The sequence below is a fragment of the Amycolatopsis sp. cmx-4-83 genome, from assembly GCF_046548815.1.
In the GTDB taxonomy this organism is placed as follows: Bacteria; Actinomycetota; Actinomycetes; order Mycobacteriales; family Pseudonocardiaceae; genus Amycolatopsis; species Amycolatopsis pretoriensis_A.
This window is the reverse complement of the sequence record NZ_JAEBEF010000018.1, coordinates 194,184-216,074: the sequence shown is the minus strand read 5'-3', so window position 1 is coordinate 216,074 and position 21,891 is coordinate 194,184. Positions and strand designations below refer to the sequence as shown.

Sequence of the window (21,891 nt, the reverse complement as noted above, 5' to 3'; positions counted from 1 at the left end):
GGCCTCCGGGCGGTGACGTGGTTCCTAGACAGCTCCACTTCACATCCGGAGGCCTTCACCTGTCTGCACGACAGGCCGTCACCGGGTCACCTCAGCTCGGGACAACGTCCCTGAACATCACAGCTAGAGCCGCGGTCAGGCCTACGAGCAGCGCGGAGGTCAGGTGGGCACCGCGCGGCCGCCCGGGCGCGACGACCGTCAAAGCCGGAAGAGCGGCGTCCCGTCGGGTTTTCGCAGGCCCAGCTGCAGGATCACCGGTGCCGACGGGCGGCGCGCCGGGATGAGGCACGGGGACGTCCGGCGGGCGGTCACCGTGAGCCGCGACCAGCCGATGCCCTGCAGGGTGCGGTGGGCCGGGTCGAGGACCATCGCCGCGCCGAAGTAGGTGCCGGCGGGGACCGCGATGCGGGCGGTGTTGCCCAGCACGACCGAAAACACCGTGCCCGTGCGGCCGCCGTCCTCCTGCAGCGTGAGGATCACCGGCGTGCGGACCTTCGCGGCCGAGTGGTGGCGCACGGAGATCTCGACGGTGCCCGAGGGTGCCCCGCCGGGCCGTGGCCACGCGGGTACCGGGGGCGGCCCGTCGAGCGCGCGGGCGACGAGCCGGTCCAGCAGGTTCGAAGCGGCGCCCTGGGCGAGCCACGCCAAGGCGCCGGTGTGCGAGTCCATGCGGCCTCCGCCGATATTCGGATGACGAACGGGCGCGACCCGGCGCAGAATTCCGGTGTGCCCGGTTGACGCCCTTCCGCTCGTGCCCCTCCTCGTACCAGACGTCGCGAAGCCGTCATCCGCTACGAGAGAGGACAATCATGCCCGCCATCCACGGCGATCGGGTGCGGCTGCGCCCGATCGGCCCAGCGGATCGCGCCCGCGCACGCGAAATCCTGGCCACCCCGGAGGTCGCCCGCTGGTGGGGCGAGCCGGAGTCGGAAATCGAGAGCATCTACACCGCCGAGGACGGCTTCCGCTGCTACGTCATCGAGGCGGACGGGGTCGTCGTCGGGCTGATCCAGAGCTGCGAGGAGCTCGACCCGCAGTACCGCCACGCGGGCATCGACATCGCGATCGACCCGGGCTTCCACGGCCGCGGCCTCGGCACGGACGCCCTCCGCACCCTGGCCGGGCACCTGTTCGACCAGGGCCACCACCGCCTGACGATCGACCCGGCGGCGGCCAACGAGCCGGCGATCAGGGTGTATTCGAAGATCGGCTTCCGGCCGGTGGGCGTGCTACGCCGCTACGAGCGGGCGGCGGACGGCAGCTGGCACGACGGCCTGCTGATGGACCTGCTGGCGGGGGAGCTGAAGTGAGGGATCACCGCTTGTCCGCGAGCTCGCGGACAAGCCGGCCGACTCGCTCGAGGTGGCCGTTCAGCTCGGCGAACCCGCCGGTGAGCGTGCGATCGCACCCTGTGCACGCGTCCCGCAGGGCCGCCAGTTGCCGCCCCTGCTCGAGCTGAGCTTCGAGCGCGCCTTCGAGCGGCGCCGGCTGCTCCGCCAGGATCAGCCGGATCTCGGTGGAGCGATCGGCGCGGACCAGGCCGGACATACGGCTCACGGTATCGGCCCCCGCTCGCCGGTCAGACCGTGACCGCCGCTTGGGAAAGGCTCGCACCCAGGGCGTCCGCCACCCGCTGCACCGCCGGGGCGATGTGCGCCACCGCCTCGGCGGTCAGCCGTCCCGACGGGCCCGACACCGACACCGCCGCCGGTACCGGCGCCCCGGGCACCGCCACCGCGACGCACCGCACACCCAGCTCCTGCTCGGCCTCGTCCAGCGCGTACCCCTGCGAAGCGATCCGCGAAAGCTCGACCGCCAGCAGGTCCGCATCGGTGAACGTGTGCTCCGTGTACGCCGGCATACCGGTCCGCGAGAGCAACGCCTGGACGTCCTCGGAAGGCAGGTGCGCCAGCATCGCCTTCCCCACCCCGGTCCCGTGCGGCAGCAACCGCCGCCCGACCTCGGTGAACATGCGCATCGAGTGCTTCGAGGGCACCTGGGCCACGTACACGACCTCGTCGCGCTCCAGGACCGCCAGGTTCGCTGTCTCGCCGACCTCCTCGACCAGCTCCGCCAGCAGCGGCCGCGCCCACGCGCCGAACTGCATGCTCGCGTTCTCGCCCAGCCGGATCAGCCGCGCGCCCAGCGCGTACCGGCGGTTCGTGTTCTGGCGGACGTAGCCCAGGTCGACCAGGGTGCGGATCAGCCGGTGGATCGTCGGCATCGGCAGCCCGGACAGCGTCGCCAGCTCCGACAGGCTGGCTTCGCCGCCGGTGTCCGCGAGGTGTTCCAGCAGCTCGAAGGCACGCTGCAGGGACTGGACGCCGCCGTCGCGACCGTTCTTCTCCGCCGGCACGGTGGCCCTCCTTACGTCGGCGTTGAGCTTCCGCTATGCAGAAACTATAGTCCGGCTGGTAGAAAACCGTAGGGCCGTTATCCAAAGATCCGAACCCTCGAGGTGTTTCCCCATGTCTTCTGAAGTCCAGGTGCTGGGCGACCCGGTCGAGCGCGGCGACGAGATCCTCACGCCGGAGGCGCTCGCCTTCCTCGCCGGCCTCCACGACGCCTTCGCCGGCCGCCGCGACGAGCTGCTCCAGGCGCGGAGCAAGCGCCGCGAGGAGGCCCGGACCACCGGCAGGCTCGACTTCCTGCCGGAGACGAAGGAGATCCGCGAGAGCGACTGGCAGGTCGCCGGCGCGCCCGCCGCGCTGCGGGACCGCCGCGTCGAGATCACCGGGCCGACCGACCGCAAGATGACCATCAACGCGCTCAACTCCGGCGCGAAGGTGTGGCTGGCCGACCTCGAGGACGCCAACACCCCCCACTGGGTGAACGTCGTCTCCGGCCAGGTCAACCTCTACGACGCCGTCCGCGAGACGATCACCCTGGAGAGTGGCGGCAAGAGCTACGCGCTCAAGGACGTCGAGCACGCCACGATCGTGGTCCGCCCGCGCGGCTGGCACCTGCCCGAAAGCCACCTGAAGTTCGGCGGCCGCGAGGGCGTCGGCGCGCTGGTCGACTTCGGCCTGCACTTCTTCCACAACGCGGCCGAGCTGCTCAAGCGCGGCAAGGGTCCGTACTACTACCTCCCGAAGATGGAGAGCCACCTCGAAGCGCGGCTCTGGAACGACGTCTTCACCCACGCCGAGAAGGCGCTCGGCATCGAGCACGGCACCGTCCGCGCGACCGTGCTGATCGAGACCATCCCGGCCGCGTTCGAGATGGAAGAGATCCTCTACGAGCTGCGCGAGCACGCCTCGGGCCTCAACGCCGGCCGCTGGGACTACCTCTTCAGTGTGATCAAGTACTTCCGCGACGCGGGCGAGAGGTTCGTGCTGCCGGACCGCAACTCGGTCACCATGACCGCGCCGTTCATGCGCGCCTACACCGAGCTGCTGGTGCGCACCTGCCACAAGCGCGGCGCGTTCGCGATCGGCGGCATGGCCGCGTTCATCCCGAGCAAGGACCCCGAGACGAACAAGGGCGCCTTCGACAAGGTGCACGCGGACAAGTCCCGCGAGGCCGGCGACGGCTTCGACGGCTCGTGGGTCGCGCACCCGGGCATGGTCGAGCTCTGCAAGGAGGAGTTCGACAAGGTCCTCGGCGACCAGCCCAACCAGCTCGGCCGTACCCGCGACGAGGTCTCCGTCACCGCCGACCAGCTGCTCGACGTCGCTTCGACGCCGGGCGGCGCGACGGCGGCCGGCTTGCGCGCCGCGGTCGACGTCGGGGTCCGCTACATCGCGTCCTGGCTCGGCGGCAACGGCGCGGCGGCCATCCACAACCTGATGGAGGACGCCGCCACCGCCGAGATCTCGCGCTCGCAGATCTGGCAGTGGGTCAAGAACGGGACCACTTTGGACACCGGCGACACCGTCACCTCGGAGCTGGTCCGCGGTGTGCTCGCGGACGTCCGCGGCGAGCTGGCCGGTGAGCTCAAGCCCGAGCAGCTGGAGCCCGCCGTGGAGCTGTTCGAGCAGGTCGCGCTGGCCGACGAGTTCCCGGACTTCCTGACCCTGCCCGCCTACGAGCGGATCAAGTAGGTGCGTCTTCCCGAAGACGTCTACGCCGCCGCGGACGCACGTCTGGCCGAGGCCGACGCGCGCGTCGCGGCGGCGTACCCGGGGGAGCGGCCGGGCCGGCAGCCGGTGCACACGGTGTACGTGCCGGCGTCGGGGTACCGGACGCGCCTGGTCGCCGACTGGGGCAAGCAGGCGATGCGTGTCTTCGTCGAGCACGAGGACCTGCTCGGGCTCGACGCGCCCGGGTACGAACGCGTGCGCGCCAAGCTGCTCACCGAGCCGATCGAGGACCTGCGGATCGACTTCGAGGACGGCTACGGCCGCGTCCCCGACGACGTCGAGGACGCCGCCGCGCTGGCGGCCGGGCAGACCCTGGCCACCACCGGCGGGACGCCGTTCTGCGGCATCCGGTTCAAGAGCTTCGAAGCGGCGACGCGCCGGCGCGGGATCCGCACGCTGGACCTGTTCCTGACCGGGTTGCTGGACAACGGGCCGCTGCCGCCCGGGTTCGTCGTCACGCTGCCGAAGGTGACGGCGATCGAGCAGGTGTCGGTGGCCGCGGAGATCCTGGCGCGCCTGGAATCCGCGTACGAGCTCGCCGAGGGGACACTGCGGTTCGAGGTCCAGATCGAGACGTCGCAGTCCATTGTGGACATCGACGGGACGCTCGCGGTGCCGCGGATCGTGCAGGCGGCCGAAGGCCGGTGTTCGGGCCTGCACTACGGGACGTACGACTACAGCGCCGGCCTCGGCATCGCGGCGGCGTACCAGAGCATGGAGCACCCGGCGGCGGACCTCGCCAAGGGCCTGATGCAGGTCTCGGCGGCGGGCACCGGCGTCCGGCTGTCGGACGGCTCGACGAACAAGCTCCCGGTCGGCGACGCGCTGCCCGCGGCGTGGGCCGAACACCTGCGCCTGGTGCGGCGGTCCCTGGAACGCGGCTTCTACCAGGGCTGGGACCTGCACCCGCACCAGCTCCCGACGCGCTTCGCGGCGACGTACACGTTCTACCGCTCGGGGTTCGCCGAGGCGGTGGACCGGTTGCGCGCGTACGCGGAGAAGAAGGCCGGGGGTGTGCTCGACGAACCGGCGACGGCCCAGGCGCTGGCGGTGTACCTGCTGCGCGGCCTCGACTGTGGCGCGCTCGACGAGAGCGAGCTGTCGTTCGGGCGGCCGGAGCTGGAGAAGTACGCGCGGCGCGAAGGCTGAGCAACGGCTGGTGAAGTGTCCCGGGGTGCCGTCCGGTGACCGGCGTCACTCACCGAGCCGGGCGCGGTCGGCGGCCTCGCGGCCCGCGCCCCAGCCTTCGTGGCTGCGCACGGTCACCGATTTGTGCACCACTTCGGGGAACCGCGTGCTGAAGGCCGACTCGACCTTCAGCTCGTGCGACGCCAGCACCGGCAGCAGCCGGTCCCGGTCCGGCGCCTCCGCGATCGTCGCTTCGGCGGCCTGGTCGAGCCGCTCGCCGATGCGGGTGGCGTAGGAGACGAGGAACGACTTCCGGAACGCCCGCGACCGCCCGGCCGGGTCGGCGATCATCGCCCGCGTCGCCTGGACGAGCAGGGACGTCGTCATCAGCTCGACGGAGTCCAGGTCCGCCTCGTCGCCGACGACGGTGACGAACCCCCAGCGCGGGTCGAAGACCGCCCGGCACCGGTCGGCCTTCGAGACGACGTGCACCAGCGACTTGGCGTCGACGTACGGCGTGTCGAGCCAGATCCGGCGGGCGGCGGGCAGCTCGGGCGCGGCCTCGCCGGCCTCGACGAGCACGCGGTCGAGGGCGTACCGGGTCATCAGTTCCTGCGCCTTCGCCGAGAGGGCTTCGGCCTCGTCCGGGAACGAGCTCGACTCGGCCTTCGCCAGCAGCGCGCGCACCCGCCCGAGCTTCTTCTCGTCGACGGCGTGGTGCGCGGGCCGCTCCGGGGTCGCGGTCCCCGGCACGGGCAGGACGAGGGTGACGGGCGGCAGGGCCAGCAGGAAGCCGAGGGCCTCGATCACGGTCGTCAGCGCTTCGGCCGGGGTGAGGATGTGCTTGGCCGCCCAGTGGGTGAGGTGCGGGTCCGGCCACCACCGCACGGCGCCGACGTCTTCGAGCTGCTCCCGCCAGCGCGGGTGGACCGTCGCGGGCGCGAACTGCTCGACGTGGGCGGCCAGCGCGTCGAGCACGTAGGACCGGGCGAACTCGTCGACGTGGCGGCGGGCGGCCTGGTCCAGGTCCTCGGGCAGCCAGCCGCCCCGGCAGACCCGGGCGATGACCTGCTGCCCGGCCAGGTGCGCGCCCTCGGCCACCTCGGCAGGCAGGTCGAGGCCGGGCGCGAGCCGGTCCGCCGTCCCCCGCGCGGTCCCGTGGGCGGCGGCGAGCAGCGTGTCCCGAGCTTCCTCGGCCGTCGGCACCGCCCCGGCCCAGGAGACGGCTTCCTCGACGGCCACGCGCTTCCGTTTACCCACGCCCCGAGTGTGCCGCAGCGGTCCGCCCGCCCGATCACCCTCCCTCGTCGCCGGCGCGCAGGGCGAGGTAGACGTCGAGCTGGTCGGTGAACTCGGTCAGGTCCGCGCCGAGCAGCTCGCCCGCCCGGCCGATGCGGTAGCGCAGCGTGTTGACGTGGACGTGCAACGCCTTCGCCGCCCGCGTCGGCGAGCCCGAGCACTCCAGGAACACCCGGACCGTGTGCACCAGGTCCGTGTGCTGCTCGGCGTCGTAGGCCAGCAGCGGCCCGAGCACCCGGCGCCGCAGGGCCGCGCGGACCCCGTCCGGGGCGCCGGCGAGCAGCAGCTGGTGCGCCGCGACGTCGGCGGCGGGGACGACCACGACGCGGCCCGGGCGCCGGGCCGCCACCCCCACCGCGTACCGCGCGGTCTCCCACGCCTCGGTCCGCGGTGCCGGTTCGCTGACCCCGCACAGGATCCGCGTCGCCCGGAGCAGGGGTTCCACAGTGGACAGTTCCAGTGTGGACGGTTGCGCGGTCGTCGCCGCGTACGACGTGTCCCCGGTGGACTCCAGCAGGAGCCCGTCCGGCAGCAGCTCCCGCAGGACGTCCCGGCTCTCGTCGCTGCCCTCGGTCCGCAGCGCGACGACGCGGGCCTCGGCCGGCAGCTCGGCTTCGGCCGGGGCGGTCCGCGCCCGCGTGACCCCGATCAGCCCCGCGAGTTCCTCCGCCAGCTCGGCCTGCGTCGTGCTCAGCGGGCCGCCGGCGGCGATCAGCCACGGCACGGCTTGGCGCCCCTCGACCGGGAGCACCGTCAGCGGCCCGGGCTCGCGGGCCGCGTACCGGCGGACGACGTCTTCGGCGGGCAGGGGCAGCGCGGCGGCGCCGGCGATCACCCGGCCGAGGCCGGAAAGCACCCAGCAGGGCAGCCCGAGCTCCGCCGACGCGCGCTCCAGCAGCGTCTCGACCGGGGCGTCCGCGGCGGCCTGCAAACGTTTGCGCGCACTGTCGGACGCGGCGGCCAGCGCCAGCACCACCTGCTCGGTGATCACCGAAAACGACAGGTCGGTGGGCACTTCCAGCAACGGGATGCGGTGCCGCGCGCAGGCGTCGACCACGTCGGCCGGGATCCCGCCGGAATCGGCGCCGGACGCGGCCAGCGCCGCCGCGCCCGAGCGGGCCAGCGCGGCCACGAACGGCTCGGCGTCGCCCGGGCGCCGCCACCAGAGCAGGCCGGACAGCACCAGTTCGCCCGCCGACAGGTACCGTCCGGGGTCGGGCAGCTCCGTGACGTAGATGCGCGTCACGGGCCGGTCGAGCAGGTCGGCCCCGGCCAGCGGGCGCAGCCGCAGCCCCGGCAGGCCGAGCAGAGTTTTCACGGTCGTCATCAGGCTTGTAGGAAAGCACAAACGCGCCCCGGTCCGCTCCTGTGCGTTTCATGCGCTGTGCCGTTGCCGCCCGCTCCTCGTTGGGCGTCTACTGGTCTATCGCCCTCACCGAAGGAGCACGAGTGGAGTTCCTGCGTCCCACGACGCTCGCCGAGGCCCTCGCCGTCAAGGCGGAGCGGCCGGACGCCGTGCCGATCGCCGGCGGCACCGACGTCATGGTCGAGCTGAACTTCGACCACCGGCGTCCCGAAGCCCTGCTGGACCTGACCACGGTGCCCGAGCTGACGGAGTGGTCCACATCGGACGGCACCGTCCGGCTGGGTGCCGGCGTCCCGTACACCCGCGTGATCGCCGAAGTGGGTGAATCCGTCCCCGCGCTGGCCATGGCGTCCCGCACGGTCGGCTCGCCGCAGATCCGCAACCGCGGCACGGTCGGCGGCAACCTCGGCGCCGCGTCGCCCGCCGGGGACACCCATCCGGTGCTGCTGGCCCTCGACGCCCGGATCGAGGTGGCCTCCGTCCGGGGGACCCGGCTCCTCCGCGCGGAGGATTTCTACGTCGGAGTGAAACGCCACGCGCTGGCCGAGGACGAGCTGATCACCGCCGTCCACCTGCCCGCGCACGCCGGGCCGCAGCAGTTCGCCAAGGTCGGCACGCGCAACGCCATGGTCATCGCGGTCTGCTCCTTCGCGCTCGCCCTGCGGGACGGCGTGGCGGGCGCGGCCATCGGGTCCGCCGCACCCACGCCACGCCGGGCGAAGGCGGCCGAAGAGTTCCTGGCCGCCGAACTGCCGTGGGGCTCGGCCGAGGCGCTGCCCGACTCCCTGAAGCGCCGCTTCGGCGAGCTCGTCGCCGAAGCGACGTCGCCGATCGACGACGTCCGCGGCAGCGCCGCGTATCGGAAGCACGCGCTGGGGGTACTGGCGAGGCGTACGTTGACCTGGGCCTGGGACGACCACCGGACGGGGGAGCGCGCATGCGCCTGAATGTCACGATCAACGGCGAAGACCGCCAGGCGGACGACGTCTGGGAGGGCGAAAGCCTGCTTTACGTGCTGCGCGAGCGGCTCGGCCTCCCGGGCTCGAAGAACGCCTGCGAGCAGGGCGAATGCGGCTCCTGCACGGTCTACCTCGACGAAGTGCCGGTGTGCGCCTGCCTGGTCGCGGCCGGGCAGGCCGAGGGCCGCGTGGTCCGCACGGTCGAGGGACTGGCCGACGGCGACACCCTCGACCCGCTCCAGCAGTCCTTTGTGGACAACGGCGCCGTGCAGTGCGGCTTCTGCACTCCTGGCCTGGTCGTCGCCGCGCACGACCTGCTGAACCGCGTCCCCGACCCGAGCGACGAGGAGATCCGCGAAGCGCTCGCCGGCAACCTCTGCCGCTGCACCGGCTACGAAAAGATCCTGGACGCGGTGCGCGCGGTGGCGAAGGGTGGTGTCGCGTGAAGACCCTCATCGCGAACGCGGCGATCGCCACCGTCTCCGGCCCCGAGTACGCCTCCGGCCACGTCGTCGTCGAGAACGACCGGATCGCCGAAGTCGGCGAGGGCGTCTACACCGGCGAGTTCGACGAGCGCGTCGACGCCGCCGGCTGCCTGGTCACGCCCGGCCTGATCAACACCCACCACCACCTCTACCAGTGGGCGACCCGCGGCCTGGCCGCCGACCACACGCTCTTCGAGTGGCTGGTCGCGCTCTACCCGGTCTGGGGCCGCCTGGACGACGAGATCACCCACGCCGCCGGCACCGCCGGGATGGCGCGCCTGGCGCTGACCGGCTGCACCACCGTCGCCGACCACCACTACGTCTTCCCGCGCGACGGCGGCGACCAGGTCACGGCGCTGGCCGCGGCCCGCCAGCGGATCGGCGTCCGGCTGCACGTCGTGCGCGGGTCGATGGACCGCGGCGAGTCCGACGGCGGCCTGCCGCCGGACAACCTCGTCGAGACGACCGAGGACGCGCTGACCGGCACCGAAGCCGCGATCGGCCGCTTCCACGACGACTCGCCCGGCTCCCACCTGCAGATCGCCGTCGGCCCGTGCTCGCCGTTCTCGGTCACCGAACGGCTGATGTCCGGCGCGGCCGAGCTGGCGCGGCGCAAGGGCGTCCGGCTGCACACGCACCTCGCCGAGACGCTCGACGAAGAAAAGCAGTGCCTCGCCGAAGTCGGCTGCACGCCCGCCGAGTACGCCGACAAGCTGGGCTGGCTCGCCGACGACGTCTGGCTCGCGCACACCGTCCACCTCGCGCCCGACGCGATCCGCCGCTTCGGCGCGACCGGCACCGGCTCGGCGCACTGCCCGACGTCCAACGGCCGGCTCGGCGCCGGCATCGCCCCGGTCCGCGACCTGCTCGACGCGGGCGTGGCGGTCGGTCTCGGCGTCGACGGGGCCGCGTCCAGCGAGTCCGGCGGCCTCGCTGAGGAGCTGCACCAGGCGCTCCTGCAGGCCCGCCAGCGCGGCGGGCCCCGCGGCCTGACCACGCGGGAAGCGCTGTGGATGGGCACGATGGGCGGCGCCCGCTGCCTGGGCCGCGCGGCGGATCTCGGCTCGATCGAACCCGGCAAGCTCGCGGACCTCGCCGTCTGGGACCTGACCGGCCTGAACCACGCGGGCATCGCCGACCCGGTCGCGGCGCTGGTGCTCGGCACGACGCCGCCGCTGCGCCGGCTGTTCGTCGGCGGCAAGGCGATCGTCGAGGACGCCACCCTGCGCGAAGCCGACGAGTCCGCGATCGCCCGCGAGCTGGCGGCCGCGAGCGCCCGGTTGAGGGAGGCCGGATGACCACCACCGTCAGCACGCAGGAGGTCGACGGCGTCGGCACGTCGCCGCGGCGCCCCGACGGCACGGTCAAGGTCCGCGGCGAATTCGCCTACTCTTCGGACCTCTGGCACGAGGACATGGTGTGGGGCGTGACGTTGCGCAGCCCGCACCCGTACGCGCGGATCACCGCGATCGACATCACCGACGCCTTGACCGTGCCCGGCGTCTACGCGGTGCTCACCCACGAGGACGTCCCCGGCGTCAACCGGTACGGCCTGGAGCACTCCGACCAGCCGGTGCTCGCTTCCGACGTCGTGCGCTACCAGGGTGAACCGGTCGCGCTGGTCGCCGCCGACCACCCGGAGACCGCGCGCCGCGCGATGAAGCGGATCGCCGTCTCCTACGAAGAGCTGGAGCCGGTGACGGACTCCGAAGCGGCTGTCGCGGGCGAAGGCGCTTCGCTGCACGACGGCGGCAACGTCGTGCGGCACGTGAAGATCCGCCGCGGGCCACAGGACCTGGCCGCCGACGTCGTCGTCTCCGGCGTCTACGAGGTCGGCATGCAGGACCAGGCGTTCCTCGGGCCGGAGTCCGGCCTCGCCGTACCGGACACCGAAGGCGGCGTCGACCTGTACGTCGCGACGCAGTGGCTGCACGTCGACCAGCAGCAGATCGTGGTCGCGCTGGGCCTGCCGGTCGAGAAGGTGCGGCTCACGCTCGGCGGTGTCGGGGGCGCGTTCGGCGGCCGCGAAGACCTGTCGATGCAGGTCCACGCGTGCCTGCTCGCCCTGCACACCGGCAAGCCGGTGAAGATGGTCTACAACCGCGAAGAGTCGTTCTACGGCCACGTCCACCGCCACCCGGCGAAGATGTACTACGAGCACGGCGCCACCCGCGACGGCCGGCTCGTGTACGTGCGCACGCGGCTCTACCTCGACGGCGGCGCGTACGCGTCCTCGACCGGCGCGGTGGTCGCGAACGCCGCCACCCTCGGCGCCGGGCCGTACAAAGTGGACAGTGTCTCGATCGACTGCTGGGGTACGTACACGAACAACCCGCCGTGCGGTGCGATGCGCGGGTTCGGCGCGGTGCAGGCGGCGTTCGGCTACGAGTCCCAGATGGACAAGCTCGCGGCCGCCTGCGGCCTGGACCCGGTCGAGATCCGCGTCCGCAACGCGATGAGCGAGGGCGACCTGATGCCGACCGGCCAGACCGTCGACTCGGCGGCCCCGGTCGCCGAGCTGCTGGGACTGGTGCGGGACAAGCCGATGCCGCCCGAGCGGCCCTTCGACCTGCGGCACCTGCCGGGCGGGGTCTCGAACACCACGCACGGCGAAGGCGTCGTCCGCGGGGTCGGCTACGCCGTCGGGATCAAGAACGTCTGCTTCTCCGAGGGCTTCGACGACTACTCGACGGCCCGCGTGCGCCTGCAGCTCGTCGGCGGCGAGCCCGCGGCGACCGTGCACACCGCGGCCTGCGAGGTCGGCCAGGGGCTCGTCACGATCATGCAGCAGATCGTCCGGACCGAACTGGGCGTCGACCAGGTGACGATCCTGCCGATGGACACCTCGATCGGCAACGGCGGCTCCACGTCGGCGTCACGCCAGACCTACGTCACCGGCGGTGCGGTCCAGGCCGCCTGCGGCGCGGTGCGCGCGAAGCTGCTGTCGCGGTTCGACCAGCGGGTGCGCGTGGTCGGCGGCAAGCTCGTCGCGGCCGACGGCCAGGTGCTCGCCGACCTGGCGGACGTCCTCGGCGACGACGTCTACGACGAAACGGTGGAGTGGCGGCACCGGCCGACGACCGCGCTGGACCCGGAAACCGGGCAGGGCACCGCGCACGTGCAGTACGCGTTCGCCGCGCACCGGGCGGTCGTCGACGTCGACGTCGAGCTGGGCCTGGTCAAGGTGGTCGCGCTCGACTGCGCCCAGGACGTCGGCAAGGCGCTCAACCCGCAGGCCGTGCTGGGCCAGATCCAGGGCGGTTCCGCGCAGGGGCTCGGGCTCGCGGTGATGGAGGAGATCCAGACCTCCGGCGGGAAGATCCGGAACCCCTCCTTCACCGACTACCTGATCCCGACGGTCCTGGACGTGCCGCCGATGAGCATCGACGTCCTGGAGCGCCCGGACCCGCACGCGCCCTACGGCCTGCGCGGGGTCGGCGAGCCGCCGACGATCTCGTCGACCCCGGCGATCGTCGCGGCGATCCGGGCCGCGACCGGGCTCGCGCTCCCGCGCGTCCCGGTCCGGCCGGAGCACCTCACCGGCACCTGATCAGCGCTTGAGCGACCAGTTCTGGTTGGCGTCGTCGTTGCAGCCCCAGAGTTCGAGCTGGACGCCGTTGACGTTGCCGGCGGGCTTGTCCCCGCCGGTGACGTCGACGCAGAGCCCGGCCTGGGTGATCGAGCCGTCCGCGGCGAGCTTGAACTTCTGGTTCGCGCCGCCGTGGCAGGTCCAGACGATGAGCTTGGTCCCGGCGGCGCTGGTGCCGCCGTCGGCGTCCAGGCACAGGCCGCCGGCCTTCAGCTCACCGGCGCTCGTGAACGTCCAGGACTGGTTCGCGCCGCCGTCGCAGTCCCGGATGTCGACCTTCGTGCCGGGCGTGGTGACGGTGCCGTTGATGTCGACGCACCGCGAGGACGACGCGCCCTGCAGGGGCTGCGCGGTGCCGGTGCTCGAGCCGGACGCGCCGGCCTTCACGCGGTAGATCACCGTGCTGTGCGAAGGAACCGCGGCGCTGATCGTCCCGGTGCTCGTGGTCAGCTCCTTCGACCACAGGTTGGTCAGCCGGTAGCTCGACGCGGCGGGCAGCCCGGCCGCGGCGGCCGTCGTCGAGACCGTGCGGGTGTCGCCGTTTTCGTTGAACAGCACCACGGCCACGTCCCCGTCTGCCAGCGGCTTCGCGAGGACGTCCAGGCCGCCGGACGACGAGATCCGCCGGGCCTGCTTGCCCAGGGAGTCCTGGTCGACGGCGATGACGTCGCCGTTCAGGTACGTCGAGAAGGTGGCGACGCTGGCGGAGCGCAGGTCGGCGCCCGCGATCAGCGGCGCGGCCATCGCGGCCCAGAGCGTGAAGTGGGCGCGGTCCTCCTGGAAGTCCATGCCGTCGCCGACTTCGAGCATGTCCGGGTCGTTCCAGGCGCCGGGTTTCGCGGCCGCCGCGAGACCGACGTTCTGGCGGTAGATCGAGTCGATGCTGCCCCAGTTGTTCGTGATGTCACCCGTGGTGCGCCACAGGTTGCCGACGTCCGGCGCCCAGGTCGACGGGCTGAAGTTGCCCCATTCGCAGATGCTGTAGGCGATCGGGCGGCCGGTGGCCTTCAGCGCGTCGCGCATCGCGGCGTAGCGGCGGACGTAGTCCTGCTGGTTTTCCCCGGCCGGGCTGCCGCAGTTGTCGTACTTGAGGTAGTCGACGCCCCAGCTCGCGTAGCTGTTCGCGTCGGTCTGCTCGTGCCCGAGGCTGCCGGGGTAGTGCTGGCAGGTCTCGGAGCCGGCGCTCTCGTAGATGCCGAACTTCATCCCGCGCGCGTGGATGTAGTCGCCGAGCGCCTTGAGCCCGCTGGGGAACTTCGCGGGGTCGGCGACGAGCTTGCCCGCGCTGTCGCGGGTGCGGGTCATCCAGCAGTCGTCGAGGTTGACGTAGGTGTAGCCGCGGTCGCGCATCCCGGAGCTGACCATCAGGTCGGTGGTCTGCTTGACCAGCGTCTCGTTGATGTTGCACTCGAAGGTGTTCCAGGTGTTCCAGCCCATCGGCGGTGTCCGCGCGAGGCCGTTTTCGAGGGCGTCGGCGGGTGGGGACACGATTCCGAGGGCGGCTACGGCGGTGGCGAGGACAGCGAGGACACGGCGCATGGCAGCTCCAACCGACAGCGGTGGGGGAGGAGAAGAGCAGCTTCCGTGTCTCTTGCTGTGCGGTCAAGCGCCATCTTGAGTATTCGTGTTGGATTCCCGACTAAAGTTGTGTGTTCTCGTTGAGGAGCCGGCGAGCGACGTCGACGGTCGCCGCGCCCGCCACGGCCATCGCTTCGGTGTCGCGCAGCGAGCGGCAGAGCACGAACGCGCCTTCGAGGTTGTTGACGGCGGTGATCGTCAACGTCCGGGCGGCTTCGGTGCCGATGCCGAACTTCGCGAACTTCTCGGTCCCGGCGTCGATCCACGCCGTGAAGACGTCGGCGGTGGCCTGGCGCAGCGGCTCGTTGGTGCTCGCGACTTCCAGCGCGACGGTCGCGATCGGGCAGCCCTCGACGTAGTCGGTGGCTTCGAGCGTCGCGATCCCGGCGGCGAAGAAGGCTTCGATCCCGCTGATCAGGTCGGGCGCGGGCACGATGAAGAGGTCGAAGAGCTGGATGTAGGCGAGCCCGGAGGTGCGGATGACCTCCTGGCCGAGCTGCTCCTTGCCGCCGGGGAAGAAGTGGTAGAGCGACCCGAAGGGCGCGTTCGCTTCCGAGACGATCTGCTTGAGCCCGGTGCCGGTGTAGCCGTTGCGCCGGAACAGTTCCGCGCCGGCGGCCATGATGCGTTCCTTGGTCCCTGCCACGCCCCCATGATAGAGCGATCTATCCACCGCACTTTCACGTGAAAGTGCGGGGACGGCACTTTCCCTACGAAAGCTCCGCTCAGTGGAGGTCCCAGGCCGGGCCGGGGTCCTCGGCGTCGTCACGCAGGATCGTGCCCTCGATCAGGCCGTACGGCCGGTCCGCGGCGTAGAACACCTCGTTGTCGTTCTTCAGCCCGAACGGGCTCAGGTCGACCAGGAAGTGGTGCTTGTTCGGCAGCGACAGCCGGACCTCGGCGACCTCTTGGCGGGTCTCCAGCACCGCTTGCCCCATCGCGTACAGCGTCTGCTGCAGGGAAAGGCTGTGCTTCGTCGCGAACGTCGCCAGCAGCACGCGCCGGATCTCGCGGTGGCTCTCCGCCCAGTCGACGTCCAAGCCCTGGTAGCGCCACTTCGCCGTGACGGCGGTGGCGAGGATGCGGTCTTCGGTCTCGGCGAGCGTCGTGTACTCGTCGCGCGGGAAGCCGTGGAACTCCGAACCGGTGGACTTGAGCAGCGTCAGGCCGTCGATGCCGGACACCACCCACGCGCGGTCGCCCTGGACCGTCACGGCCGTCGTGCGCCGCTCGTCACCCGAGCGGCTGAACGCGTGGTCGTGCGGCTCGTCGCCGACCGCGATCCGGTCCCAGCCGTGCTCGTCGATCTTCACCCGCGCGCCGGTGATGTTCTGCTGCGTGCCGACGAAGTGGCGGGCCAGGCGCAGGCCGAAGTCCTCGATCTCGCCGACCGGCGCCTCCTTCGCGAAGGCGTACACGGTGTTCTTCTGCGTGTCGGTCGCGAGCACGCCGGCGTTGTCGCCGGTCAGGTGCGTCGCGGCCAGCTCACCGCGCAGCGACGTCGACACGGTGAGGTCCTTCAGGTGGTGCACGGGGCCGTCGCGGCGCACCGTGACCAGGCGGACCTCCGCCTTGCCGTACTGGTTGGGGCCCAGGGTGATGGCCACGGTCAGCTCCCTCGGTAGGTCGAATGGGCGAACGGGCTGAGCAGGAGCGGCACGTGGTGGTGCGCGGTGCCGTCGAGGATCCGGAAGGTCAGCGCGACCTCCGGGAAGAACGCGTCCGGGCCCAGGTAGGCGCCGGTGTCGAAGACCAGGCGGTAGACGCCGGGCTCGAGGGTTTCCGGGCCGAGGTCGCGGATGCGGCCGTCGTCGTCGGTGCGGCCGTCGGCGATCGGCTTCCCTGCCGCGGTCTCGAAGCGGACGGCGATCCCCTGGGCGGGGCGTCCCTTCGCCGTGTCGAGGACGTGGGTGGTCACGAGGCTCACGCGGTCACCGCTTTCGCGAGTCGGAGTTCGGCGATCTTGAGGAGTTCGCGCCCGGCGACGGCGAGTTCGGTCGCGGGGTCGTTGTCCAGGCGCTCGCGCAGGATCTTCAGCAGCTCGGCGCCGCTGCGGCCGCTGGCGCAGACGAGGTAGACGTGCCCGAACCTGGCTTCGTACTCGGCGTTCGCGGCGGCGAACGCGTCCGGGTTGTCCACACCGGACTGTTCGGAGCGCGCGAAGCCGTCCGCCGGCTTGTCCCCGATCCGCGGGTGCGCGGCCATCGCCTGCCGGATCTCGTCGCTGCTCAACGGCAAGCCGGCGGCGGCTTTGAGCGCGTCGACGTCGGCGTACGGGCGCCCGGCCAGCACGGCGTCGACCCACCGGGGCACGGCGAGGCACTCGGTCAGCAGCGGGCGGACGTCGGCGGTGTTGAACTCGGTGAGCAGCACGGCCTGACCGTACGTCGGCCCCGGAGTTCCGTCAACATTTTGTTGAAAGCGCTGGTCAGTCGGCTTCCCGGTTGAGGTAGTTGTAGACCGTGAACCGGGTGACGCCCAGCGCGTCGGCCACCGACGAGACCGATTTCCGCAGGCCGAAGGCCCCGCGTTCACGCAGCAGCCGGACCGCGCGCTGCTTGCCCGCGCGGTCGAGCTCGCCGAGCTTGGCGCCCAGTTCGCGCTCGACGTCGGCGATCAGCCGGGCCAGGGCGTCGTTCAGCTCGACGACCGGCGCGCCCCCGGGGTCGTCGGCCCGGCGCAGCTGCAGCGTGACGCGGGTGGCGCCGCCGTCCAAGGCCGCCTTCGCGATCGATGGCAGGGCTTCGAGCAGCTCCTTCGCCTCGCCGCGGGCGAGGGTGCCGAGCGGCCCGAAGTCGGTGTCCAGCCCCGCTTCCGCGGCGGCGTCGCGAGCGGCGACGGCGTGCTCGGGCGGCGAACCTTCGCCGTGGAACGGTTCGCTGGTGAACTCCGCTTCAAGCCGCACGGGTCGACCGTAACGCGCCGCGTCCGTCGTTGACGAGCGGCGCGCGCCGTGGTTACTGTCGTTGTGCGAAACCGTCTTTCCGTTCTGTGGAATCGATGGTGCTCATCCTCCCGGCGAAGGGCTTTCGGATGGATCTTGTGGTGCGCGCCGCACGGGCCGTGACGGCCGAGGGCGAAGTTCCCGTGACGCTCGGCGTCGACGGCGGCCGGATCGTCGCGGTCGAACCTGGCGGCGCTTCGCTGTCCGGCGACCGCGTCCTCGACCTCGGCGGCGACGTCGTGCTGCTGCCGGGACTCGTCGACACGCACGTCCACGTCAACGACCCCGGCCGCGCCGAGTGGGAGGGCTTCGAAACGGCGACCCGCGCGGCCGCCGCGGGCGGGGTGACCACGATCGTGGACATGCCGCTGAACAGCCTGCCGCCGACGGTGGACGTGGCGGCGCTGGAGGTCAAGCGCAAGTCGGCCGCCGGGCGCGTGCACGTCGACGTCGGCTTCTGGGGTGGCGCGATCCCGGGCAACGTCACGGATCTCCGCGGCCTGCACGACGCCGGCGTGTTCGGGTTCAAGTGCTTCCTGCTGCACTCGGGCGTCGACGAGTTCCCGCCGCTCGACCCGGCCGGGCTCGACGAAGCGTTGCGGGAGCTGAGTTCCTTCGACGCGCTGATGATCGTCCACGCCGAGGACGCGCACGAGATCGGCGCGGCGCCGGAGCCGCACGGCGGTCGTTATGTCGACTTCCTGCACTCGCGGCCGCGGCAGGCGGAGAACCTCGCGATCACGCACGTGATCGAGGCGGCCCGCCGCACTTCCGCACGGGCGCACATCCTGCACCTGTCCTCTTCGGAAGCCCTGCCGCTGATCGCCGCGGCCCGTCGTGACGGCGTGGCGCTGACGGCGGAAACGTGCCCGCACTACCTGAGCTTCGTCGCCGAGGAGATCCGCGACGGCGCGACGCAGTTCAAGTGCTGCCCGCCGATCCGCGAGGCGGCCAACCGCGAGCGGCTCTGGCAGGGGCTCGCCGACGGCGTGATCGACACGATCGTCAGCGACCACTCGCCGTGCACGCCGGAGCTGAAGCGCTTCGACAGCGGCGACTTCGGCGAGGCGTGGGGCGGGATTTCCAGCCTGCAGCTGGGCCTGCCGGCGATCTGGACGCAGGCGCGGCAGCGCGGGTTCGCGCTCACCGACGTCATCCGCTGGATGGCCGAGCGCCCGGCCGCGCAGGCCGGGATGCGCCGCAAGGGCCACCTCGCGGTGGGCTACGACGCCGACTTCTGCGTGTTCGCGCCGGACGAGGCGTTCGTCGTCGACGTCGCGAAGTTGAAGCACCGCAACCCGGTGAGCGCCTACGACCGCCGTCCGCTGGCCGGCGTGGTGCGCTCGACGTGGCTGCGGGGCACCGAAATCACGGGCGACGCGCCGCACGGCGCGCTGCTGACCCGGGGGAACTGCTGAAATGGAGGCTGTGGTGTCCGACCGTCCTGAGTGGACAGAACTGCCCGACCTCGCGTCCCGGCGCTTCGGCGGGACCGTGATGTGGGCGACCGACGAGCTGTTCGCCGAGAAGGAGAACCTGGTCAACCCGTGGGTCCCGGCCCACCGCGCGGAGACGTTCGGCCCCAAGGGCCAGGTCTACGACGGCTGGGAAACCCGCCGCCACCGCGAACCGGGCGACGACCAGGCGATCCTCCGGCTCGGCCTGGCGGGCACGGTCACCGGCGTCATCGTGGACACGGCGTTCTTCAAGGGAAACTACCCGCCGCACGTCTCGGTGGAGGCGACCTCGGTCCCGGGCTACCCCTCGGCGGCGGAGCTGGCGTCGGCCGACTGGGACGTCCTGGTCGACCGAGCCCCGGCGGCCGGCCACACGGAGAACTTCTACGCGATCAACGGTTCCCGCCGGTACACGCACGTACGCCTGACGCAGCACCCGGACGGCGGCGTCGCCCGCCTGCGCGTCCACGGCCTGCCGATCCCGGACCCGGACCTGCTCGATCTCGATGCGCTCGACCTGGCGGCCCTGGAGAACGGTGCGGTGGTCACGGGCTGCAGCAACAAGTTCTATTCGTCGCCGAACAACCTGCTGTCCCCGGGCCTGGCGGCCCACCAGGCGGAGGGCTGGGAGACGGCCCGCCGCCGCGACGCCGGCAACGACTGGGTGACGCTGCGCCTGGCGGGCGCGGGCATCGTCCGCTTCGCGGAACTGGACACGAGCAATCTGAAGGGCAACGCCCCGGGCTGGGCGTCGGTCAGCGGCCGCGACACGTACGGCGAGTGGGTGGACCTGCTCCCGAAGACGCGCCTGCAACCGGACACCCGCCACCGCTTCGCCGTGAAGGACGCCCCGGAGGTGACGGAAGCCCGCCTGGACATCTATCCGGACGGCGGCCTGGCCCGCCTGCGGCTCTTCGGCCGCCTCACGGAGGCGGGCCGCACGAACCTGAAGGCGCGGTTCTCGAAGACGCGCTAGCTCAGAGTGCTGTCCACGATGTAGACGGGCCGCAGCGGGAGAAGGCGCTTGTACTCGAGGCTGAACTTGTCGTAGTGCTCGAAGATCAGCTTGACCAGCTGGCGGCCGTTGATCAGGCGGAGGTTCTGGCGGTGCCGTTCTTCGTGCTGCGCGTCGGCGGAATAGCTGCCCAGTGTGACGAACAAGCCGAGCTCGGACCCGCCGGCCGCGAGTGTCCCGGTCAGCTGCTGAACCTCGGGGCGGCCGATCGACGAGGTCGTGCGCTTGCACTGCACCTTGACGATCGGCGGCTCCAGCAGGAGCGGGTCGTGCGAGGCCAGGATGTCGTAGCCGCCGTCCCGTGAAGGGCTCGTCACCTCGGTCCGGTACCCCATGGCCCCGAGGAGGTGGGCGACGAAGTGCTCGAAGTCGATCCCCTCGAGCTTGGTCATCAGGGTCTCGATGATGAAGTCGCGGGTGTAGGTCTCGATCCGTTCGGGATCGGGCTGATCCGCGGCTTCGTCCGCGGCGGCTTCGGGTTCGGCTTCGACCACTGACGGGGTCGTGGCCGAAGTCGCGCCGTCGAGGAAGTCGAGGAACTCCTGCTTGTGCTGCTTGACCTGGAACACGGTCACGGCCGAGCCGATTTCGTAGCGCGCGCTCTGGGAGAACGTCGTGCGGGGGATGCTCGTCCGCAGCCAGGTCACCGGTCGCCGGTTGGCGTGCGTGGGAGCGTCCTTCGCGAAGTAGTAGTCACCCGTGATGCGGCCGATGTTGATCGTGCTGTCCGGCTTGTACGGGTAGATCACGAGATCCCCGGGCCGCATCCGGTGCCGGAAGGAAAGCAGCGTCCCGGCGGTGACCGGGATGGCGCCCGGCTTGAGGTACGGACGTTTCCGGGCGACCCGTTCTTTCGCGTCCTCGCGATCGTCCTTGAGATCGGTGAGATCCCCGAGGTCGTCCCAGCCGATCGACACGAATCCGTTCGCGACCAGGCCCAGTTGGGGCTGGTCGTTGTGGACGCCCCAGATCGTCGTCATGGGGTCACGCTAGCTGTTCGCCCCGGGCCGGTTGAGGTAGGCCGAAGCCAGCGCGAGGACGCAGGCGCAGCCGACGATCGCACTGACCCACCACGGCAGGCCGGTCACGACGCTCCAGACGAAGCCCGCCGCCGCCAGCAGGGCGACGAGGAGGTTGCGGAACTGCAGCGGCGTCGGTTTGGCCATGCCGCCAGCCTCTCACGGCCCGCTGCCGGACCCGTGCTCACCCGGCTCGGACCGCCGCGTGCTGGCCGGGTTCGAGGAGCACCAGCCGGTCGGCCAGCCCGGCCGCCTCGAAGGCCTTCCGGAGCACGTCCGAGCCCTCGGTGAAGTGCTGCCAGCCGCGGAAGTGCAGCGGGACCACCTTCGCCACGCCGAGCACCTTCGCGGCTTCGACGGCGTTCTCGCTGGTCAGCGTCAGGGGAGCGCCGTCGAAGAACCGTGTCCGGGCGGCGCCGGCGAAGAGCACCGCGATGTCGACGCGGAACCGCGAAGCGATCTCGCGCACGAGGTCGACCGAGGCGTTGTCGCCGCTGACGTACACGGTCGGGAGGCCGTCGCCGGTCAGCACGAAGCCCGTGACGTCCCCGGTGACCCGCGAAGCCCCTTCGGGTCCGTGCAGGGCCGGGACGGCGGTGACGGTCAGCGGCCCCACCCGCGTCTCCTCCCACGGCGCCAGCCCCCGCGCCGTGCCGCCGAGGCGCGCAGCCCCGCTGGGCGTGATCAGCGTCAACGGCACCGTGGCGAGGTACGCGCGGCCGCGGTCGTCGAGGTTGTCGGGGTGCTGGTCGTGCGACAGCAGCACGGCGTCCACCACGCCGACCGCAGCCTCGGACAGCACCGAATCCTCGGTCTTGACCAGCACGCGCTCGCCGACCGGGTGGTCGCCGGGCGCGTCGAAGGTCGGGTCGGTGAGCAGCCGGACGCCGCCCAGCTCCAGGAGTGCCGTCGGGCCTCCGGACAACGTGATCCCCAAAGTCATACCGGGGCCAACAGCGGGAACGCCCGT

At 71.8% G+C, this 21,891-nt stretch carries 23 protein-coding genes; 9 read left to right on the top strand and 14 right to left on the bottom strand.

Features of this window, described 5'->3' with window-relative positions:
• Positions 1-198: 198 nt before the first annotated feature.
• Complete coding sequence (locus tag ACLJQM_RS42855; protein ID WP_410636047.1) at positions 199-669, bottom strand: hypothetical protein; 471 nt, start codon at positions 667-669, stop codon at positions 199-201.
• Positions 670-809: 140 nt separating this feature from the next.
• Here ACLJQM_RS42855 and ACLJQM_RS42850 point away from each other — a divergent pair, with 140 nt between their 5' ends.
• The gene (locus ACLJQM_RS42850; RefSeq protein WP_410636046.1) at positions 810-1,310 is read left to right on the top strand and encodes a GNAT family N-acetyltransferase; all 501 of its coding nucleotides are present in this window, start codon (positions 810-812) and stop codon (positions 1,308-1,310) included.
• Positions 1,311-1,314: 4 nt separating this feature from the next.
• On the opposite strand, the gene ACLJQM_RS42845 is transcribed toward ACLJQM_RS42850, so the two are convergent.
• Positions 1,315-1,548 (bottom strand): hypothetical protein, encoded by a 234-nt coding sequence (locus ACLJQM_RS42845; protein WP_410636045.1) that lies wholly within the window; start codon positions 1,546-1,548, stop codon positions 1,315-1,317.
• Positions 1,549-1,579: 31 nt separating this feature from the next.
• A complete protein-coding gene (locus ACLJQM_RS42840; RefSeq protein WP_360783845.1) occupies positions 1,580-2,356 on the bottom strand; it encodes an IclR family transcriptional regulator in 777 nt (258 codons plus the stop codon).
• 112 nt (positions 2,357-2,468) lie between these two features.
• Here ACLJQM_RS42840 and aceB point away from each other — a divergent pair, with 112 nt between their 5' ends.
• The gene (aceB, locus tag ACLJQM_RS42835) at positions 2,469-4,043 is read left to right on the top strand and encodes a malate synthase A (RefSeq protein WP_410636044.1); all 1,575 of its coding nucleotides are present in this window, start codon (positions 2,469-2,471) and stop codon (positions 4,041-4,043) included.
• Positions 4,044-5,231, top strand: a complete 1,188-nt coding sequence (locus ACLJQM_RS42830) for a DUF6986 family protein (RefSeq protein WP_360783848.1) — start codon at positions 4,044-4,046, stop codon at positions 5,229-5,231.
• A gap of 45 nt (positions 5,232-5,276) precedes the next feature.
• On the opposite strand, the gene ACLJQM_RS42825 is transcribed toward ACLJQM_RS42830, so the two are convergent.
• Both ACLJQM_RS42825 and ACLJQM_RS42820 read right to left on the bottom strand, forming a co-directional pair.
• Positions 5,277-6,470, bottom strand: a complete 1,194-nt coding sequence (locus ACLJQM_RS42825; protein WP_410636042.1) for a DUF2786 domain-containing protein — start codon at positions 6,468-6,470, stop codon at positions 5,277-5,279.
• A 34-nt stretch (positions 6,471-6,504) separates the two neighbouring features.
• Positions 6,505-7,836 carry a PucR family transcriptional regulator gene (locus ACLJQM_RS42820; protein ID WP_410636041.1) on the bottom strand — a complete coding sequence of 444 codons (1,332 nt, stop codon included), beginning with the start codon at positions 7,834-7,836 and terminating at the stop codon, positions 6,505-6,507.
• A gap of 122 nt (positions 7,837-7,958) precedes the next feature.
• Here ACLJQM_RS42820 and ACLJQM_RS42815 point away from each other — a divergent pair, with 122 nt between their 5' ends.
• From ACLJQM_RS42815 to pucD, 4 genes are read left to right on the top strand one after another with little or no spacing between them, the layout of a single operon-like run.
• Positions 7,959-8,822, top strand: coding sequence for an FAD binding domain-containing protein (locus ACLJQM_RS42815; protein WP_410636039.1), 864 nt, complete (start codon positions 7,959-7,961; stop codon positions 8,820-8,822).
• Positions 8,813-9,280, top strand: a complete 468-nt coding sequence (locus ACLJQM_RS42810; protein WP_247013065.1) for a (2Fe-2S)-binding protein — start codon at positions 8,813-8,815, stop codon at positions 9,278-9,280. Before ACLJQM_RS42815 ends, ACLJQM_RS42810 begins: the two co-directional genes overlap by 10 nt.
• Positions 9,277-10,617: an 8-oxoguanine deaminase gene (locus tag ACLJQM_RS42805; RefSeq protein ID WP_410636037.1), complete on the top strand. Its 1,341-nt coding sequence runs from the start codon at positions 9,277-9,279 to the stop codon at positions 10,615-10,617. Before ACLJQM_RS42810 ends, ACLJQM_RS42805 begins: the two co-directional genes overlap by 4 nt.
• Positions 10,614-12,869 carry a xanthine dehydrogenase subunit D gene (gene pucD, locus ACLJQM_RS42800; RefSeq protein WP_410636036.1) on the top strand — a complete coding sequence of 752 codons (2,256 nt, stop codon included), beginning with the start codon at positions 10,614-10,616 and terminating at the stop codon, positions 12,867-12,869. Before ACLJQM_RS42805 ends, pucD begins: the two co-directional genes overlap by 4 nt.
• On the opposite strand, the gene ACLJQM_RS42795 is transcribed toward pucD, so the two are convergent.
• From ACLJQM_RS42795 to ACLJQM_RS42770, 6 genes are all read right to left on the bottom strand, one after another.
• Positions 12,870-14,447 carry a glycoside hydrolase family 27 protein gene (locus tag ACLJQM_RS42795; protein WP_410636035.1) on the bottom strand — a complete coding sequence of 526 codons (1,578 nt, stop codon included), beginning with the start codon at positions 14,445-14,447 and terminating at the stop codon, positions 12,870-12,872. It abuts the gene before it with no gap.
• 100 nt (positions 14,448-14,547) lie between these two features.
• Positions 14,548-15,108, bottom strand: a complete 561-nt coding sequence (locus ACLJQM_RS42790) for a TetR/AcrR family transcriptional regulator (RefSeq protein ID WP_247025251.1) — start codon at positions 15,106-15,108, stop codon at positions 14,548-14,550.
• A 103-nt stretch (positions 15,109-15,211) separates the two neighbouring features.
• On the bottom strand, positions 15,212-16,093 hold the full coding sequence (pucL, locus tag ACLJQM_RS42785) for a factor-independent urate hydroxylase (RefSeq protein WP_410636034.1): 882 nt from the start codon (positions 16,091-16,093) through the stop codon (positions 15,212-15,214).
• 2 nt (positions 16,094-16,095) lie between these two features.
• On the bottom strand, positions 16,096-16,413 hold the full coding sequence (gene uraH / locus ACLJQM_RS42780; RefSeq protein ID WP_410636032.1) for a hydroxyisourate hydrolase: 318 nt from the start codon (positions 16,411-16,413) through the stop codon (positions 16,096-16,098).
• Positions 16,410-16,859, bottom strand: coding sequence for a 2-oxo-4-hydroxy-4-carboxy-5-ureidoimidazoline decarboxylase (locus tag ACLJQM_RS42775; protein WP_410636031.1), 450 nt, complete (start codon positions 16,857-16,859; stop codon positions 16,410-16,412). The genes uraH and ACLJQM_RS42775 overlap by 4 nt, the downstream gene beginning before the upstream one ends.
• Positions 16,860-16,914: 55 nt before the next feature.
• Positions 16,915-17,391, bottom strand: coding sequence for a helix-turn-helix domain-containing protein (locus tag ACLJQM_RS42770; protein WP_247013051.1), 477 nt, complete (start codon positions 17,389-17,391; stop codon positions 16,915-16,917).
• 128 nt (positions 17,392-17,519) lie between these two features.
• On the opposite strand from ACLJQM_RS42770, the gene allB reads away from it, so the two are divergent.
• Complete coding sequence (gene allB, locus ACLJQM_RS42765) at positions 17,520-18,848, top strand: allantoinase AllB (RefSeq protein WP_410636030.1); 1,329 nt, start codon at positions 17,520-17,522, stop codon at positions 18,846-18,848.
• Between the two features lies 1 nt (position 18,849).
• Positions 18,850-19,863, top strand: coding sequence for an allantoicase (gene alc / locus ACLJQM_RS42760; protein ID WP_360783881.1), 1,014 nt, complete (start codon positions 18,850-18,852; stop codon positions 19,861-19,863).
• On the opposite strand, the gene ACLJQM_RS42755 is transcribed toward alc, so the two are convergent.
• From ACLJQM_RS42755 to ACLJQM_RS42745, 3 genes are read right to left on the bottom strand one after another with little or no spacing between them, the layout of a single operon-like run.
• A complete protein-coding gene (locus ACLJQM_RS42755; protein ID WP_410636029.1) occupies positions 19,860-20,882 on the bottom strand; it encodes a restriction endonuclease in 1,023 nt (340 codons plus the stop codon). The two genes, alc and ACLJQM_RS42755, sit on opposite strands and share 4 nt — an antisense overlap.
• 9 nt (positions 20,883-20,891) lie before the next feature.
• Positions 20,892-21,068 carry a hypothetical protein gene (locus ACLJQM_RS42750; RefSeq protein WP_360783886.1) on the bottom strand — a complete coding sequence of 59 codons (177 nt, stop codon included), beginning with the start codon at positions 21,066-21,068 and terminating at the stop codon, positions 20,892-20,894.
• 37 nt (positions 21,069-21,105) lie between these two features.
• Positions 21,106-21,864 (bottom strand): MBL fold metallo-hydrolase, encoded by a 759-nt coding sequence (locus ACLJQM_RS42745; RefSeq protein ID WP_410636028.1) that lies wholly within the window; start codon positions 21,862-21,864, stop codon positions 21,106-21,108.
• Positions 21,865-21,891 lie beyond the last annotated feature (27 nt).

Bases quoted from the DNA above. Each gene is read 5' to 3' on its own strand.
- ACLJQM_RS42855 (WP_410636047.1), bottom strand. From the start codon at position 669: ATGGACTCGCACACCGGCGCCTTGGCGTGGCTCGCCCAGGGCGCCGCT.
- ACLJQM_RS42850 (WP_410636046.1), top strand. From the start codon at position 810: ATGCCCGCCATCCACGGCGATCGGGTGCGGCTGCGCCCGATCGGCCCA.
- ACLJQM_RS42845 (WP_410636045.1), bottom strand. From the start codon at position 1,548: ATGTCCGGCCTGGTCCGCGCCGATCGCTCCACCGAGATCCGGCTGATC.
- aceB (WP_410636044.1), top strand. From the start codon at position 2,469: ATGTCTTCTGAAGTCCAGGTGCTGGGCGACCCGGTCGAGCGCGGCGAC.
- ACLJQM_RS42820 (WP_410636041.1), bottom strand. From the start codon at position 7,836: ATGACGACCGTGAAAACTCTGCTCGGCCTGCCGGGGCTGCGGCTGCGC.
- ACLJQM_RS42810 (WP_247013065.1), top strand. From the start codon at position 8,813: ATGCGCCTGAATGTCACGATCAACGGCGAAGACCGCCAGGCGGACGAC.
- pucD (WP_410636036.1), top strand. From the start codon at position 10,614: ATGACCACCACCGTCAGCACGCAGGAGGTCGACGGCGTCGGCACGTCG.
- ACLJQM_RS42795 (WP_410636035.1), bottom strand. From the start codon at position 14,447: ATGCGCCGTGTCCTCGCTGTCCTCGCCACCGCCGTAGCCGCCCTCGGA.
- ACLJQM_RS42790 (WP_247025251.1), bottom strand. From the start codon at position 15,108: ATGGCCGCCGGCGCGGAACTGTTCCGGCGCAACGGCTACACCGGCACC.
- allB (WP_410636030.1), top strand. From the start codon at position 17,520: ATGGATCTTGTGGTGCGCGCCGCACGGGCCGTGACGGCCGAGGGCGAA.
- alc (WP_360783881.1), top strand. From the start codon at position 18,850: ATGGAGGCTGTGGTGTCCGACCGTCCTGAGTGGACAGAACTGCCCGAC.
- ACLJQM_RS42755 (WP_410636029.1), bottom strand. From the start codon at position 20,882: ATGACGACGATCTGGGGCGTCCACAACGACCAGCCCCAACTGGGCCTG.
- ACLJQM_RS42750 (WP_360783886.1), bottom strand. From the start codon at position 21,068: ATGGCCAAACCGACGCCGCTGCAGTTCCGCAACCTCCTCGTCGCCCTG.
- ACLJQM_RS42745 (WP_410636028.1), bottom strand. From the start codon at position 21,864: ATGACTTTGGGGATCACGTTGTCCGGAGGCCCGACGGCACTCCTGGAG.